General features: G+C 68.5%; 14 protein-coding genes. 6 read left to right on the top strand and 8 right to left on the bottom strand.

Going from position 1 to position 16462, the window contains the following annotated elements; genetic code table 11:
* The first annotated feature begins 12 nt into the window (after nucleotides 1-12).
* Complete coding sequence (locus A5732_RS23510; RefSeq protein ID WP_076052074.1) at nucleotides 13-1758, top strand: GMC family oxidoreductase N-terminal domain-containing protein; 1746 nt, start codon at nucleotides 13-15, stop codon at nucleotides 1756-1758.
* Here A5732_RS23510 and A5732_RS23505 read toward each other — a convergent pair.
* A complete protein-coding gene (locus A5732_RS23505; protein ID WP_076103441.1) occupies nucleotides 1755-2657 on the bottom strand; it encodes a TauD/TfdA dioxygenase family protein in 903 nt (300 codons plus the stop codon). The genes A5732_RS23510 and A5732_RS23505 overlap by 4 nt on opposite strands.
* 61 nt (nucleotides 2658-2718) lie before the next feature.
* Between A5732_RS23505 and A5732_RS23500 the strand changes: the two genes are divergently transcribed.
* Nucleotides 2719-3294, top strand: coding sequence for a TetR/AcrR family transcriptional regulator (locus A5732_RS23500; protein WP_075232664.1), 576 nt, complete (start codon nucleotides 2719-2721; stop codon nucleotides 3292-3294).
* Here the strand turns inward: A5732_RS23500 and A5732_RS23495 are convergent.
* From A5732_RS23495 to A5732_RS23485, 3 genes are all read right to left on the bottom strand, one after another.
* Nucleotides 3288-5666 carry a glycoside hydrolase family 65 protein gene (locus A5732_RS23495; RefSeq protein ID WP_076052076.1) on the bottom strand — a complete coding sequence of 793 codons (2379 nt, stop codon included), beginning with the start codon at nucleotides 5664-5666 and terminating at the stop codon, nucleotides 3288-3290. The genes A5732_RS23500 and A5732_RS23495 overlap by 7 nt on opposite strands.
* Nucleotides 5663-6412 (bottom strand): beta-phosphoglucomutase family hydrolase, encoded by a 750-nt coding sequence (locus tag A5732_RS23490; protein WP_076052077.1) that lies wholly within the window; start codon nucleotides 6410-6412, stop codon nucleotides 5663-5665. The genes A5732_RS23495 and A5732_RS23490 overlap by 4 nt, the downstream gene beginning before the upstream one ends.
* Nucleotides 6413-6689: 277 nt before the next feature.
* The gene (locus A5732_RS23485) at nucleotides 6690-8282 is read right to left on the bottom strand and encodes a PPE family protein (RefSeq protein ID WP_076103440.1); all 1593 of its coding nucleotides are present in this window, start codon (nucleotides 8280-8282) and stop codon (nucleotides 6690-6692) included.
* A 376-nt stretch (nucleotides 8283-8658) separates the two neighbouring features.
* Here A5732_RS23485 and A5732_RS27415 point away from each other — a divergent pair, with 376 nt between their 5' ends.
* A complete protein-coding gene (locus tag A5732_RS27415; protein ID WP_171975085.1) occupies nucleotides 8659-8814 on the top strand; it encodes a hypothetical protein in 156 nt (51 codons plus the stop codon).
* A gap of 265 nt (nucleotides 8815-9079) precedes the next feature.
* Here A5732_RS27415 and A5732_RS23480 read toward each other — a convergent pair whose 3' ends face one another.
* Genes A5732_RS23480 through A5732_RS23465 form a run of 4 tightly spaced genes read right to left on the bottom strand, consistent with a single transcriptional unit; the run spans nucleotide 9080 to nucleotide 13354 of the window.
* Nucleotides 9080-9886 carry a class I SAM-dependent methyltransferase gene (locus A5732_RS23480; protein ID WP_076103439.1) on the bottom strand — a complete coding sequence of 269 codons (807 nt, stop codon included), beginning with the start codon at nucleotides 9884-9886 and terminating at the stop codon, nucleotides 9080-9082.
* Nucleotides 9883-10713, bottom strand: coding sequence for a methyltransferase domain-containing protein (locus A5732_RS23475; RefSeq protein WP_076103438.1), 831 nt, complete (start codon nucleotides 10711-10713; stop codon nucleotides 9883-9885). The genes A5732_RS23480 and A5732_RS23475 overlap by 4 nt, the downstream gene beginning before the upstream one ends.
* The gene (locus tag A5732_RS23470) at nucleotides 10710-11825 is read right to left on the bottom strand and encodes an NmrA family NAD(P)-binding protein (RefSeq protein ID WP_076103437.1); all 1116 of its coding nucleotides are present in this window, start codon (nucleotides 11823-11825) and stop codon (nucleotides 10710-10712) included. Before A5732_RS23470 ends, A5732_RS23475 begins: the two co-directional genes overlap by 4 nt.
* Complete coding sequence (locus tag A5732_RS23465) at nucleotides 11822-13354, bottom strand: MFS transporter (RefSeq protein WP_076103436.1); 1533 nt, start codon at nucleotides 13352-13354, stop codon at nucleotides 11822-11824. Before A5732_RS23465 ends, A5732_RS23470 begins: the two co-directional genes overlap by 4 nt.
* A gap of 80 nt (nucleotides 13355-13434) precedes the next feature.
* Here A5732_RS23465 and A5732_RS23460 point away from each other — a divergent pair, with 80 nt between their 5' ends.
* The 3 genes from A5732_RS23460 to A5732_RS23450 form a co-directional block, all read left to right on the top strand.
* Nucleotides 13435-14076 (top strand): winged helix-turn-helix transcriptional regulator, encoded by a 642-nt coding sequence (locus tag A5732_RS23460; protein WP_076103495.1) that lies wholly within the window; start codon nucleotides 13435-13437, stop codon nucleotides 14074-14076.
* A gap of 44 nt (nucleotides 14077-14120) precedes the next feature.
* Nucleotides 14121-15713, top strand: a complete 1593-nt coding sequence (gene guaA / locus A5732_RS23455) for a glutamine-hydrolyzing GMP synthase (protein WP_142256669.1) — start codon at nucleotides 14121-14123, stop codon at nucleotides 15711-15713.
* Between the two features lie 194 nt (nucleotides 15714-15907).
* Nucleotides 15908-16462, top strand: a 555-nt coding sequence (locus A5732_RS23450; protein WP_142256668.1) for a hypothetical protein, incomplete at its 3' end; no start/stop codon positions are given.

Here is a 16462-nt window from a genome sequence, read left to right as displayed (position 1 = left end):
CATACTGGTGCGATGAAGCCGGATTACGACGTACTGATCATCGGTTCGGGTTTCGGGGGAAGCGTCAGCGCGCTGCGGCTGACCGAAAAGGGCTACCGCGTCGGCGTATTGGAGGCCGGGCGGCGGTACGCCGACGAGGATTTCGCCGAGACGTCCTGGGATCTGCGTAAGTTTTTGTGGGCGCCGAAGCTGGGCTGCTACGGGATTCAGCGCATCCATCCGCTGAAGAACGTGTTGATCCTGGCCGGTGCCGGGGTGGGTGGCGGCTCGCTGAACTACGCCAACACCCTGTATGTGCCGCCCGAACCGTTCTTCAACGACCAGCAGTGGAAGCACATCACCGACTGGCGTGACGAGCTGATGCCGCACTACGAGCAGGCCAAGCGGATGTTGGGCGTGGTGGAGAACCCGACCTTCACCGACGCCGACCGGGTTGTCAAAGAGGTCGCCGACGAGATGGGCTGCGGCGACACGTTCGTGCCGACGCCGGTCGGCGTGTTCTTCGGCCCGGACGGCACCAAGGCCCCGGGCAAGACCGTGCCGGACCCGTACTTCGGGGGCGCTGGGCCGGAGCGCACCGGGTGCCTGGAATGTGGAGCCTGCATGACGGGCTGCCGCTACGGCGCCAAGAACACCCTGCTGAAGAACTACCTCGCTCTCGCGGAATCTGCTGGCGCACAGGTGATTCCGATGACCACGGTGAAGCGCTTCGAGCAGCGTGCCGACGGCCTGTGGGAGGTTCGCACCGTGCGCACCGGAAGCTGGCTGCGCCGCGACCGGCGCACGTACACGGCGAAGCATTTGGTCCTGGCCGCGGGAACCTGGGGCACCCAGCATCTGCTGTTCAACATGCGCGATCAGGGCCGACTGCCGCGGCTGTCCAAGCGCCTGGGCATGCTCACCCGAACCAACTCCGAGTCCATCGTCGGCGCCGGGAAACTCGAGGTCGACCCGAATCTCGACCTGACGCACGGGGTGGCGATCACGTCGTCGATCCACCCGACATCGGACACTCACATCGAACCCGTCCGCTACGGCAAGGGCTCCAACGCGATGGGGCTGCTGCAGACGCTGATGACCGACGGCCACGGCCCGGAAGGCACCGACGTGCCCCGCTGGAAGCAGCTGATCGAGGCCGCGCGCGAGGATCCGCGCGGCACGCTGCGTCTGCTCAATCCCCGTCAGTGGAGCGAGCGCACCATGATCGCGCTGGTGATGCAGCACCTGGACAACTCGATCACCACCTTCACCAAGCGCGGGAAGCTGGGCATCCGCTGGTACACGAGCAAGCAGGGACACGGCGAGCCCAACCCGACGTGGATTCCGGTTGGCAACGACGTCACCCGCCGCATCGCCGACAAGATCGACGGCGTCGCCGGTGGCACCTGGGGAGAGCTGTTCAACATCCCGCTGACGGCGCACTTCCTCGGCGGCGCCGTGATCGGCGACGACGCCGAGCATGGGGTGATCGACCCGTATCACCGGGTCTACGGCTACCCGACGCTGTTCGTGGTGGACGGCGCGGCGATCTCGGCGAACCTGGGCGTCAACCCCTCGTTGTCAATTACAGCCCAGGCCGAGCGGGCCGCGTCATTGTGGCCGAATGTTGGCGAGAACGACCAGCGCCCGGTGCAGGGCGAGCCCTATCGCCGGCTGGAGCCGATCCCGCCTAAGGCGCCCGTGGTGCCGGCCGAGGCGCCCGGCGCGCTGCGCTGGTTGCCGAGCAATCACATAAGCTCCACCGCCGACGCCAGCTAGCACGCGATCGCCTGCAGCGGTGCGCCGCTGACCACCCGGCTGCGCTCGCCGCGCACATTGACCGGGACGTCGCCCATCAGGGTGATGCGGTGCATCAGCCGGGGCTGGTCGTCGTAGTCGTCGATCGCCCGGTGCTGGGTCGCGCGGTTGTCCCACATCGCGACGTCACCGTGCGCCCAGTTCCAGCAAATGGTGTTCTCCGGCAAGGTGATTCGTCGCTGCAGCAGTTCCAGCAGGGCGCTGGACTCGTGACTGTCCAGGCCGACGAAGCCGCGCACGAAGTCACCGGCCAGCAGGGTGCGCTCACCGGTCTCCGGGTGCACCCGCACCACGGGGTGCTCGGTGCGAAAGTCCGGCTTTTCGAACGCCTGCCGAAACGACCGCTGCGTGTCGCTCATCGAGAGGGCCGCTTCGGTGGTCACGTAGTCGTAGCGGTTGGTGTGTAGCGCCCAGAGATTTTCCACCAGACATTTGAGCGGCTCGGGCAGGTGTTGGTATGCCGCCACGGTCGACGCCCAGAGCGTCGAGCCGCCGTAGGTCGGCAGCTTGACCGCGCGCAGGATCGACGCCGCCGGGTAGTTGGCGGCGAACGTGACGTCGGTGTGCCAGCGGTTCGCCTTGCCGTATTCGGAGTCGATCGGGGTGATTACCGGGACCTGCCTGGCGGCCAGGGCGCCCGCGGCCGGGTGGCCGATCGGCGTGCCCAGCAGCTCGGCGAACGCGAGCTGCTGCTCGTCGTCGAGGTGGTGCTGGTGACGGAAGAAGACCACCTTGTGGGCCAACAGCGCCCCGCGGATCTTCTCGACCGCGTCCTCGTCGAGGTCGCCGCCGAGGCGAACCCCGTCCACCCGGGCGCCGATCCGGCTGCCCAGCTTGGTGACGGTTACCTGACCTGTCATTTTCGTCTTCCTTGGCTCAAAACGGGTGTAGTCAACTGACTACATTTGATAGTGTAGTCAGGTGACTACAACTTCCGCAACAGGGCGCGGGAAAGTGCCCACCGGGCGCGCGGAAGTGGCCGCGGCGATCCTGGAGGCCGCCACCGACCTGTTCGCCGAGCGCGGTCCGGCCGCGACGTCCATCCGCGACATCGCCGCGCGATCCAACGTCAACCACGGGCTGGTGTTCCGCCACTTCGGCACCAAGGAGCAACTGGTCGGCGCGGTGCTCGACCATCTGGGCGCCAACCTGAGCGCCCTGCTGGGCACCGACGCGCCGGCGGCCGTGCTGCAGAGTTCCCTGGACCGGCAGATGCGGGTGATGGCCCGCACCGTCCTCGACGGCTATCCGGCCGGCCAGCTACAGAAGCGTTTTCCCAACATCGCGACGCTGCTCGACGGGGTGCGTCCGCTGTACGACGACGACGTCAAGGCCCGGCTCGCGGTCGCCAATGCCCTTGCCCTGCAGTTCGGTTGGCGGCTGTTCGCGCCAATCCTGCGCTCTGCCACCGGGATTGAAGGCCTGACGGATGACGAGATACGCGAGGCGGCCGGCGCCGAGGTGCAGCGGATTCTGGGGCCCGCCGACCCTCAGTGAGTCCGCACGGAATCCGCGATTAGGGCCCGCCGATGCAGCGGTTCGCGACCCGGCGGCTGGTGCGGCGGCGGCAGCAGCGGCTTGCGGGGACTCACCGCGACCGTCGTCGTCGATTCGGTGCTCAGCTCGAGCTCTTCGCCGGAGTGGCGAATCTTCAGCTCGCCGCCCGGCCCGTCGCGCAGCGTATAGGTGACGTCATCGTGGTTGACGTCGACGGTGAGCCGGAAGTCCCGCCACCGCAGCCGGAACCGTAGCCGCGAAATGCCATCGGGCAGTTGGGGATCCAGCGACAGGATGCCCTCGTCGTCGCGCAGGCCGCCGAACCCGGACACCAGCGCAGTCCAGGCACCGGCCAGCGAGGCCATGTGCAGGCCGTCGCGGGTGTTGTGGTGCAGGTCGCGCAGATCGATCAGGGCGGCCTCATAGGCGTAGTCGTGGGCCAACTCCAAATGCCCGACCTCGGCGCACATCACCGCCTGCGTGCAGGCCGACAGCGACGAGTCGCGCACCATGCGCGGCTCGTAGTAGTCGACATTGCGGGCCTTCTGCTCGTGCGTGAACGCGTGGCTCTGCCAATGCATGGCCAGCACCAGGTCGGCCTGCTTGATCACCTGCGCGGGGTACAGGCGCACGTACGGGTCGTGCAACAGCAACGGGTAGGAGTGATTCTCCCGGAAGTCCCACTCCGTCAAGGTGGTGAAGCCCTCGCACTGTTGATGGACCCCCAGCCCGTCGTCGTACGGGATGTTGGCGGCGTCGGCCGCATCGCGCCAGGCTGCCGTCTCCTCGGTGGTGACCCCCAGCGCCTTGGCCGCGTCGGGGTGGCGGTTGCAGGCGTCGGCGGCGACGTGCAAATTGTGCGCGGCCATCAGGTTGGTGAAGACGTTGTCGCGCACGATCGCCGTGTACTCGTCGGGGCCGGTGACGCCGTCGAGGTGCCAGACGCCGTGCCGATCGTGATGGCCGAGCGAGAGCCAGAGCCGGGCCGTCTCGACCAGCACGTGCAGGCCGCAATCCGCCTCGAGGTCGTTGTCGCCGGTGACGACGCGGTAGCGCTCGAAGGCCATCGCGATGTCGGCGTTGATGTGCCAGGCCGCGGTACCGGCCGGCCAGTAGGCCGAACACTCCTGCCCGCGAATGGTCCGCCACGGGAAGGCGGCGCCTTCCAGGCCCAGCTCGGCCGCCCGCTCCTTGGCCAGGTCCAGGGTGGAGGCGCGCCAGCGCAGCGCGTCGGCCACGGTGTAGGGGGCGGTATAGGTGAGCACCGGCAGTACGTATCCCTCGGTGTCCCAGAAGGCGTGGCCGTCATAGCCGGTTCCGGTGAGCCCCTTGGCGGCAATCGCGCGGCGCTCGGCGCGAGCGCTGGCCTGCAGCAGGTGGAAGAGCCCGAACCGCACGGCCTGCTGGGATTCGGGGTCGCCTTCGACCTCGACGTCGGCGCAATCCCAGAAGTTGTCCAGATACTTGCGTTGCGCGTCGAGCAGCCCCTGCCATCCGCTGTAGCGCGCGCTGTGCAACGCGGCGGCGACCTGGTCGCGTAGCGCCGGGCGCGAGCGCATGCTCGACCAGCCGTACGCCAAGTACTTGACGATGCGCAGCCGCTGCCCCGCGCGCAGCCCGCAGATCACGGTGGTGCGCGCCAGATCGGCGCGGGAATCCGTGCCGACCTCGACGCGCCCCTCGACATCGACCTCATGATCCATGCCGGCGGCCATCATCAGCGCGCTGCTGCGCGTGCGGTGCATGAGAACCGCTCCGGTGTCGGTGTTTTCGTGGTCGACCTCTTCGAGCGGGTTCTCCAGGATGGCCGCCACCCGGGGGTCACCGGAGGTCTCCGGCTGATCCTCGTTGGTGACCAGCTCGGACTGCACCGTCACCCGGGCGAACTCGCCGAGGGCCTCGACGCAGTACTCGATGGCGGCGACGCCGCGCTGCGCCAGCGACACCAGCCGGGTGGATATCACCCTGACCTCCTTGCCCGCGGGTGAGCGCCAGTGCGCCGTGCGGGTCAGCGTCCCGGCGCGCAGGTCCAGATCCCGCTCGTGGGAGAGCAATTCGCCGTAGCGGACGTCGAACGGCTCGTCCTCGACCAGCAGCCGGATGATCTTGCCGTTGGTGACGTCGACGAGGGTCTGGCCGGCTTCGGGGTAGCCGTAACCGGCCTCGGCGTAGGGCAGCGGACGGATCTCGTAGAAGGAGTTCAGATAGGTGCCCGGCAGGCCGTACGGCTCGCCCTCGTCGAGGTTGCCGCGCAACCCGATGTGCCCGTTGGACAGGGTGAACAAGGATTCGGACTGGGCCAGCAGGTTGAGGTCGAGCTGGGTCTCGCGCACGTGCCAGGGATCAACGGGAAACGATTCGTCGGTGATCATGACTGCAGCAGCTCGGCGAGGTCGGTGACCACCACGTCGGCGCCGTTGCGGCGTAAGTCCTCGGCTTGGCCCACCCGGTCGACACCTACCACGAATCCGAAGTTACCGGCCCGGCCGGCGGCCACCCCCGACAAGGCGTCCTCGAACACGGCCGCGCCCTCGGCGGGGACGTCCAGCAGCTGGGCCCCGCGCAGGTAGGAGTCCGGGGCGGGCTTGCCGGCGATGTGTTCCTCACGCAGGGTGATGCCGTCCACCCGCTTCTGCACGAACCGGTCCAGGCCGGTGATCTCGAGGACGTCGCGGGTGTTGGCGCTCGACGACACCACGGCGACGCCCAGCCCCGCGGCCGACACCGCCTCGAGGTAGCGCCGCGATCCGTCGAACACCTTGACGCCGTCCTCCTTCAGGACCTTCTGGAACATGTCGTTCTTGCGGTTGCCCAGGCCGTAGATCGTCTCGGCGTCGTCGGGATCGTCGGGGCCGCCGTCGGGCAGGTGGATGTCGCGGCTCTCCAGGAACGAGCGGACGCCGTCCTCGCGCTTCTTGCCGTCGACGTATTTGCGGTAGTCGGCGGCCTCGTCGAAGGGAACGAACGTATCGCCGGTGCGTTTGGCCCGGTCCGACAGGTAGGCGTCGAACATGGCCTTCCAGGCTTTGGTGTGCACACTGGCGGTGTCGGTGAGCACGCCGTCGAGGTCGAACAGGCAGGCACGCACTTTCTCTGGCAGACCCAGCGCTGAACTCACCGGCGGTCCTCTCTAGGTCGGGGCTGGTTAAGCGATACCCACTTCACCATGCCCGCCATGCATGTCGCCAGCGATCGCCGGGTATTGCGCTTTGAGCCCGCGGTTCGTGCGGCGCTCAGCAACTGGCGGGGCGGCAGCACGGTCCGCCAAGAAATGCGCGGTCACGCCTGACATTCGCGCCGGTGTCACTCGCCCCGGCAAGGAGGAATGCGGCGGGTTACCGTGAACATCGACGATTCGTTAAAACGCAGTGCTGCAACAGATTGCACCAACGGCCTCAACCGTCGTTGCCGCGCGGCCCTGTGTCGTCCTCCGGGGACCAGGTGCCCGGGATCATCGGTATGCGGGGCCCGCCGCCGAATTCATCACGGGCCAGGGTGGTCAGGCCCGCCGCGGTGACGGGTTCCTTGCGCGCCGTGCCGGCGAAGCCCAGGTTTTCGGCGCCGCGTCCTGACGCCGTCGTCGTCGGCTCGTCCCAGTCCGGATCGACGTCGACGTTCATGTCCATGAACTCGTCGCCGTGATTGCGCTGCCGCGTCCACCGGCGCCGCCGGGCCCGCGCCGCCTCCCGCGCGGCCACGGCGGCGACAACCGCGGCCGAATCGGGCTCGGGCGCCTGCCTTTTCGCACCGGCGGCAGCGCTCGCACTCATTCCCGAACCAAATCCGATGCCGGGAGGCGCGAGGGCATAGGGAGGCACAAACGGGACCGCGCCCGGGGTCGGCGGCGCGGGCGGTGCCGGGCTGGCCACCGTGCCGGTCGCGGGCGCCGGCGCGGGCGTGGGTGCCGACGCAGGGGCGGCGGCGGGCGCGGTGATCGGGGTCGTGCTTAGCGCCGCCGGCAGGCTTGGCGGTGCCGCAGCGGGTGTTGCGACCGGCGCCGCCACGGGCGCGGGTGGGGGCACAGGCCCGGCCAAACCCGCAAAACCGGCCAACGCGCCGAAGGGGGCCGCGGCGATGAGCATGGGCATCAACAGCAATTGGGGCTGCGTCGGGAGCCAGCTCGCGAGCTGGGCCAGGTGAGTCGGCCAGTCGAACAGCACGAGGTTGGTGATGAACTGGAAAGCCGCCGCCGGGTTTTCCTGCAACAGGGCCCCGAACTGCTGAAAATCCGAAAAGAGTTCGAGGGCTCGAACCACCCACCAGAGTACGTCTCCGGGGTTGGTATAGGCCTCGTAGGGCAATCCGTTGAGAGTCCCCTCGACCGGGTCCCAGTCAATTCCGAACAGCCGCAGGATCTGGGCGACGAACTGGTTGAGCGGACTGTCGAACCCGTGCTCATGGTCGTGGTGGTCGTCGTCTTCCTCGTGGTCGTGTTGCGCGGCGGCCTCGGATTTCAGGATTGGCGGCGCCGGGTCCGTCTGCGGTACGGCCACCACCGCCGCCATGGAGACGGCTTGATAGGTTGCCATCGTGCTGGCGGCCTGAACCCACATCCGCGCATAGTCGGCCTCGTTGACCGCGATCGGAATGGTATTGATTCCAAAGAAATTCGTCGCGACCAGGGCGCCGTGTACGACATGGTTGGTGGTCAGCTCGGGCATGGTCGGCATCGCCGCCAACGCGGCGGTGTAGGCGGTACCGGCCGTCTCATGCTGGGTGGCCGCCGCGGCGCTGTGCGCGCTGGCCTGCGTCAACCAGGCCAGGTACGGCGTGTGCGCGGCTACGTAGGATTCGGCGCTCGGCCCCTGCCAGGCTCCTGCGTGCGCCGTGGCCAGAAGCGCGCTGAGTTCTGCTGCCGCCGAGGCGTATTCGGCACCCATCGAGCTCCACGCCGCCGCGGCGGCGAACAGAGACGCGGGTCCCGGACCGCTGCTCAGCATCGCTGAGTGCACTTCCGGCGGGGCGGCCATCCAAATCGGTGCGGTCATCGTCGAACACCCCGGCTGCGGTCGGCGATCAGCGGGGGGATTGCGGGAGGCAACGCCATCACGGCAACTCCTGGGCTGGGCGAGCGTACAGAATCACCGAGACAGTAATTGAAAATGATTGTCGTTATCAATGGGAGGTCTTGACCCTCATACGAAACGCATAACTTGACCTCGGGGCGCCGGGCGGCGCAGCTCGACGAAAAAGTCCTTCGGCAGCGTGCCGCGGTCGGCGACGCCGCCGGCCAGCGCGCCCTTGAGGATGAGGCGGTTCTCCAGCCGGGCGAAGATCGGCCCGGAGCCGGGCAGCCGGATACCCGTTCCGATCAGTCGGGCGAACCAGTTGCCGCGTTCCAGCCCGCTCGGCTAGTCGCAGGGATTGAAGGCGATCACCCTGCGCAGGTTGCCGGCAAGTTCGATGGAAGCGATGCAGCGCAATCGCGGCCCCCATCGACCCGCCCACCAAGATGGCGTCGCGCAGGCCGAGCGCGTTGATGAATTCGACTACGGCCCGCGCAGGTCGGGTTCGCTGTAGCGCGCACCTCCGACGATGTCGGGCCATCCCATCCCGGGCAGATCGAGGGCGTAGACGGTGAACTAGTCCGAGAGCGCGGGCACGACCCGCTGGAAATAGCCAAGCTGGGTGCGCACGGTGTGGAGCAGGACGAGCGATGGTCCGGTGCCCGCCGTGAAGGAGCGCAGCCGCGGCCGTCGAACCGGCGGAAAAGTTCAACATCACCCTGGCCGCGGCTCCATCTAATCGTTAGTGCTGGCCTGGAAATTCCTTGCGTACCATGGTATTAGCCTCGGGTTACGACGCCCTGGATCGCGCGCAGCCTGTTGTCGGCCAGCGCCCGGGTGAGGTTTTCGGCCTTGCGGCCGAAGTCGGCGACGAACGCGTGCAGGCCCAGCGGTTGGGGCGGCTGCGCCAGCAACGCCGCCATGAGCGAACTCGCGGCCGCGGTGAGGTCGTTCCAGTGCTGCACCGCGAACCCCGCCGAGGTGACCAGGGTGCGCAGCTCGTCGGGGGTCACCAGGTGGCTGTGGGCGGGTGTGTCGGCCCAGGGCAGCGGGAAGTCGAGCGGGTGACCGTCGCCGATGGTCAAATCCCACAGCGCAAGCCGACCTCCCGGCGTGAGCACGCGGCGCGCCTCGCCGTACAGGCGCGCCTTATCGGCCACGTTCATCTGCACGTGCTGACTGACCACCACGTCGACCGAGCCGTCGGGGAGCGGCAATGCGGTGACGTCGCCCTGCCGGACGGTAATCGAATCATCCAGCCCGACAAGTCGATTGAGCCAGCGGTGGGTGTCGCAGTACTCGGCGGTGAGGTCGACGGCGGTGACCGCGCACCCGTAGCGGTCGGCGAGGTAGCGCGCGGTGCCGCCGATCCCGCTGCCCGCGTCGAGAACCCGGCTTTCGCCGGTGATTCCGGCCAGCTCCAGCAACTGGGCGGTGGCGAAGCGGCCCATGGTGTGGAAGTCCTCCAGGGGCCCCAGGTCCGCCGGCGCCAGGTCGTCGAGATCCTTCCCGGCGTCGAGCAGGGCCCGCTCGATGCTGGGCCGCGAAAGCCCGGTCGAGTACTGCTTTTCGACGGTGCCGCTCACTTCCGCACCTCCGCCCACGCGGTGATGATCGGGGGCATCGCGATAAGCGCGTTGACCGCCAGCGCCTGCTCGCGGAATCGCGGCACGAATCCGTCGATGTCGGCAAGCTCGTCGATGGCGAAGCCCCCTTGTTCGGCGATGGGGGACACCAGCCGCCAGACTTCCGCGAGGTAGGCGAGGATGTCGGTGTCGGCGGCCGTGCCGAGCGGCGTGCCGAGGGTCAGCCGCGGCGCGCCCAGGCCGGCGTCTGCGAAGACGGTGTGCAGCGTGGTGCCGAATCGCGGGCTGAGCCCCATGGCCTCGAAGGCGCGCACGATCCCGCCCGTCACCCGCCGGAACAGCGGCGTGTCCGGAACGCCGTGCGCAGCGGTGATGTCGTTCTCGGAGAACGCCACAACCCCGCCCGGGCGCACGAAGGAGCTGAGGTGGCGCAGCGTGGCGGCCGGGTCGGGCAGGTGCATCAGGATCAGCCGGCCGACGACCGCGTCCACCGGTTCGTCCAGGGCGATCGAGTCAACGGCGGACTGCATGAAATGCACCGTGGACAAGCCCTTTTCGGCGGCGCGGGCGCGGGCGAGCTCGACCATCGCGGGTGCGGCGCCGACCCCGAGTACGGTCCCGGTCGGGCCGACCAACCGGGCGGCGATGAACGACACGTCACCTGGCCCGGATCCGATATCGAGCACCCGCATGCCCGGCCGCAGCCCGGCGAGCCGCAGCGCGTGCTCGGTGTAGTCGTCGTAAAGCCGTCCCTGCAGGAGGAGTCGCTGCACCTCCACGTCGGCGTGGCCGAGAACGTATGTGCTGTCGCTGGATGTGGTGCTCATCGTGTTCCAATCCTTTCTCCGGCGGTGATCAGGCCGACGAAATCCTGTTGTTTTGCGACGCCGTGCTCACGTCGCCATATCGGGGACTGGCCGGAGAGGCGGGGTCGCGCGGGCTGGGGATGCTGTTGGGCCCGGTCGAATTTGTCCAGCCGGTGCATCGGTGTCAGTGCGGTCAACATGAAGTTGCCGAGCTGGCGCATGAAATTGCGTGCGGTACGCCGCGATTCCGGGCCGGTGACGTAGCGGCGCGCGATGGTGAGGAAGTCCTCGGGCTCGACGCCGGCGACATCGCGGACGTGCGTGGTCGGGCCGCCCACCGCCCAGGTTCCCCGGGCGTGCTCGGGCAGGTAATAACGCAGGCTGGACTGGAAGAACATATCGGCGCCGAGCCGCTTCGCGTTGACACGTATGGCGCGCATGAACATCGACGGCGGAACGTCGATGTGACGCACGCGCCGGCCCAACGCTTCGCCGACCGCGTCGGCGATTTCGGCTCCCGAGAGCAGTGTCGGTCCGGTCGGGCGGTAGGCACGCCCGTCGTGGCGGTGCGGGTCGAGCAGTGCGCCGACGGCAACCCGCGCGATGTCTTCGTTGGAGGGCGGTGCGTTTCGGCCCGCCCCGGTGGGCGTCGGCAACACTCCCAGCTGGGCGGCCAGGGGGACGAGCTGCAGGTAGTTGTCGGCGAAGTAGCCCGGATCGACGGCCACATGCGCCGTGTCGGGCAGCAGCTCGAACAACTTGTCGGTCAGCCAGGCCTGCCGCGTCATCAGCGACGGATGCTCCGGGCTGGCTAGCCATTGGCCAAGCGCCACCACCGCTTCCGCGCCGGCGCGCCGCGCGGCCACGGCGAAGGCAACCGCGCTGTCGAGCGCGTGCGGGTGGTACGGCGGGTTGAAGTACAACCGGTCGACGTCGGCCATCGCACCCGTAACCTGTTGGATGTCAAACATATCGGCGATCACGACCTCGGCGCCCATTTCCCGCAACCGGGCGCTGCGCGCGTCCTCACGGTGCACCATGGCCCTGGTCGTGACGCCTCTTTCCAGCAGTTGGGCGGCGACCGCGCCGCCGATCTTGCCCGTGGCGCCGGTGACCATTATTCGACTACTCATCGGAGTGTCCTTTCCTCCTGTAGACGCGCCGGTTCCCTAGCTGGGAGAAGCCAGCCGACGACGATCGCCGCGCCCAGCGCGATGCCGGCGCACACCAGCGAGCTGACCTGCAGTCCGTCCAGGAACGCGCGATCGACGGCGGCGCGCACATGCCCGGCTTGCTGCGCGGGTAGATGCTGAATCACATTGTGCGCCAAAGCCATCGAATGACGCATGGCATCGGCGGGCAATCCCGTCAGCGCGGCTGCACCGAGGTGGCCCGAGTACACCGAGGCGAAGATGCTGCCGGCGATGGCCACTCCGAGCGTGCCTCCGAGTTCGCGCGTGGTGTCGTTGACGGCCGAGCCGACCCCCGCTTTGTCGGCGGACAGCGATCCCATGATCGCCTCGGTGGCCGGCGAAAAAGTCATTCCGAGGCCGCCGCCGAGCAGCAGCATCTGCGTGGCGATCTGAATGTAGGGCGTGGCGGCGTCGGCCGTGGACGCCCACGCCAGACCGGCCGCGAACACGGCCAGGCCTGTGGCGACGACGGCGGTGGTGCCGATCCGCTCCACCAGCCGGGGGCCGGCAACGCTGGCCAGCGCGATCGACGCGGCGACCGGCAGCAATCGTACGCCGCTCTCAAAGGCGGTGTAGTCCTTGATGAATTGGAAGTACTGGGTGATGACGAAGATGAAGCCGAACAGGGTCAGGAACCCCGCCGTCACCGCCAGGCTGCCGCCGGAGAACCGGCGGTTCGCAAAGACCGAGACGTCCAGCATCGGATGGGTGCTGCGCCGTTCCCAGCGCGCAAACGCGGCGAGAACGATTGCGGCGAGGCAGAATCCGGCCATGGTCCGGCCGTCGGTCCATCCCCAGGTAGGCGCCTCGATGACCGTGTAGACGAGCATGGTGATCCCGGTCGCGGACAGGATCAAGCCGGGGACGTCGACGCGGGGTGCCGCGGGGTCGCGCGAGCTCGGAACGAACAACGTGGAGCCGATGATCGCCAGCGTCGCGACCGGAATGTTGACCATGAAGATCGAGCCCCACCAGAAGTGTTCGAGGAGCCATCCGCCGCTGATCGGCCCCACGGCCACCCCGACGCCAACCATGGCCGCCCACAGCCCTATTGCCTTCGCGCGCGGCACAGGGTCGGTGAAGATGTTGGTGATCAGTCCCAGGGTGGTCGGGAATATCACCGCCGCGCCCACCCCCATGGCGGCGCGGGCCGCGATCAGTGCATCCGCCGAATTCGTCTGTGCCGCAACCGCAGAAGTGACGGCGAACAGCGCGAGCCCGGAATTCAGCCAGCCTCGCCTGCCGTAGCGGTCGGACAGGCTGCCCGCCGAGAGCAGCAGGCCGGACATCACCAGGGTGTAGGCATCGACGATCCATTGCAATTGCGCGGTGTCGGCGCCGAGTTCACGCGACAGCGTGGGCAGCGCAACGTTGACGATGGTGGCATCGACGCTGATCACGAAGACGCCGAGGCAGATGACGGCGAGCGCGGCAATGGGGTGATCCCGGAACGCTGGTTCGGTGCGCATGGACAAGACGGTAAACCTCAAGGACAAACAAATCAAGTAGTGAGTTGAAAAAAATGTCTAGCGCCAGGTAGACTGGCATGATGGCGTCGCGCAGGAACTACAACCAGAACTGTCCGATCGCCCGCGGGCTCGATGTCCTGGGCGAGCGGTGGACCCTGCTGATCCTGCGGGAGCTGGTCGGCGGCGTGCGTCGCTACGGTGACCTGCGGGCCGAACTGCCCGGTATCGCGACCAATCTGCTCGCCGAAAGGCTCAAGGAGCTCACACACGCCGGGCTCGTTGACCGCAGCGACTTGCCGGCCCCGATCGGTCGCACCGTCTACACCCTCAGCGATCTCGGTTGGCAGCGCGTGCTGCCGATCCTGCAAAGCGTCGCGTGGTTCGGGGTGGACCACTTGGACCCGATCGACGATGGGCCGGTGTCCCCGCTCAACGGGTTTCTGGCCGGAATCCTGCTGGGCTTCCAGTCGGGTAGGGCCGCCGGGGTGGAGACGACATGCCGTGTCGAGATCGACGGTCGCCGTTTCGAATTCGCCGTCACGCAAGGCCGGCTCGGCGCGGGGCGCGGCGAGCCCGCGGTGACGATCACGGCCACGGCGGCGGATCTCGTCACCGCCCGGCTCGGGGCCGACGAAGGTGAGCGCGACGCCGCCGTGCGGCGGATCGAGTTTCACGGCGATGCGGCGGCGGTCGGGGCGCTGCGTACTGCGTTTGCGCTGTAGCCCTGCGGGGCGGAGACGACGCGGACAGCCACTAGACTGCGTGCGTGGCCGACCCCACCGAAACCCTTGAAACCGATGGCTCCGGATCGCCGGCCCGACCGGTGCTCGTCGTGGACTTCGGCGCGCAATATGCGCAGCTGATCGCCCGTCGCGTCCGCGAGGCGCGGGTGTTCTCCGAGGTGATCCCGCACACCGCCACGGTCGAGGAGATCAAGGCCCTCGACCCGCTGGCGCTGGTGCTGTCCGGCGGGCCGTCCAGTGTGTACGCCGACGGCGCGCCCCAGATCGATCCGGCCCTGTTCGATCTCGGGGTGCCGGTGTTCGGCATCTGTTACGGGTTTCAGGCCATGGCGCAGGCGCTGGGCGGGACCGTCGCCCACACCGGCACCAGTGAGTACGGCCGCACCGAACTGAAAGTTCTTGGCGGCGAACTGCATTCGGGGCTGCCGAGTTCGCAACCGGTATGGATGAGCCACGGCGACGCGGTCACGGCCGCACCGGACGGGTTCGAGGTGGTGGCCAGCAGCTCGGGCGCTGCGGTGGCGGGCTTCGAGAACCGGCAGCGCCGCCTGGCCGGTGTGCAGTATCACCCGGAGGTCATGCACACCCCGCACGGGCAGCAGGTGCTCACCCGATTCCTGCACGACTTCGCCGGGCTGGGCGCGGACTGGACCGCGGCCAACATCGCCGGCGTGCTGGTCGAGCAGGTGCGCGCCCAGATCGGTGACGGCCGGGCGATCTGCGGACTGTCCGGCGGTGTGGATTCCGCGGTGGCCGCCGCGCTGGTGCAGCGGGCCATCGGGGACCGGTTGACCTGTGTCTTCGTCGACCACGGGCTGCTTCGCGCCGGGGAGCGCGTACAGGTGCAACGCGACTTCGTGGCCGCCACCGGCGCCAACCTGGTCACCATCGATGCGGCCGACACCTTCCTGGACGCGCTGGCGGGCGTGAGCAATCCCGAGGGCAAGCGCAAAATCATCGGCCGCCAATTCATCCGGGCCTTCGAGGGCGCGGTGCGAGACATTGTGGGAGACGGGGATTCTCACGTCGATTTCCTGGTGCAGGGCACGCTGTATCCGGACGTGGTGGAGTCCGGCGGCGGCAGCGGCACCGCGAACATCAAGAGCCACCACAACGTCGGCGGCCTGCCCGACGACCTGAAGTTCAAACTCGTCGAGCCGCTGCGGCTGCTGTTCAAGGACGAAGTCCGCGCGGTCGGGCGCGAGCTCGGTCTGCCGGAGGAAATCGTTGCGCGCCAGCCCTTTCCGGGCCCCGGGCTGGGAATCCGGATCGTCGGCGAGGTCACCGCGCCCCGGCTGGACACGCTGCGTCGGGCGGACTCGATCGCGCGCGAGGAGCTGACGTCGGCGGGCCTGGACACCCTGATCTGGCAGTGCCCGGTGGTGCTGCTGGGCGACGTCCGCTCGGTCGGCGTGCAGGGCGATGGCCGCACCTACGGGCACCCGATCGTGCTGCGGCCCGTTTCCAGTGAGGACGCCATGACCGCCGACTGGACCCGGGTGCCCTACGAGGTGCTGGAGCGCATCTCGACCCGCATCACCAACGAGGTGGCCGAGGTCAACCGCGTGGTGCTGGACATCACCAGCAAACCACCCGGCACCATCGAATGGGAGTAGCCGGTCCGGCCTGGTTTCCGCGAAAAATGCGGCCACATGGCACCCATCAGCCACACCAGTACCGATCGCATAACGCTGTCCCTCACGTCGCTTGACGGTTGTCAGAGGGCGGGTGTTTACTTCGAAATGTATCGAACATACATTCGAATACACTCCCCGGAAGGTCCCGGAAAGCGTGGTGATAGGAGGCTGTCATGACCGCGGCTTTTGCCTCCAGCCCACGCCAGGAAACCCGTGCTGAGCAGCTGGAATCGCTTCGCCGTCGGATGGCGAGCATCTCCGGGAAGAAGGCCGGGTCGCACGCCGCTGCGCCCGCCGGGGACCTGTTGCCGGACTCGGAGGCCCAGCTGGCCCTCCCGCCCTGGCTGGCCGACCTGCTGCCCGCCCCGGTGCCGCGGGGAACGGTCGCGGTGCTCTCGGGTGCCAGGTCGCTGCTGCTGAGCATGGTGGCCGCCGTCACGGCGGCCGGTGGCAACGCCGCAATCGTCGGCCAGCCGGACATCGGGCTGCTGGCCGCCGCGGAGATGGGGGCGGACCTGAGCCGGCTCGCGGTGATACCGGATCCCGGCACCGATCCGGTGGAGGTGGCCGCCGTGCTCGTCGACGGCATGGACCTGGTGGTCCTGGGGCTGGGTGGGCGCGGCGTGCCGCCCACCCGGGCGCGGGCGGGGGGGGGCCCCGCCCGGAACAAGGGCTGCACCCAGGGGGGGAGGGGGGTGGGGGGGGCGGCCCCCCCCCCGCCCCCGGGG

The organism is Mycobacterium colombiense (assembly GCF_001953985.1).
Lineage (GTDB): Bacteria > Actinomycetota > Actinomycetes > Mycobacteriales > Mycobacteriaceae > Mycobacterium > Mycobacterium colombiense_B.
This window is presented reverse-complemented; position numbering and strand designations above follow the sequence as displayed.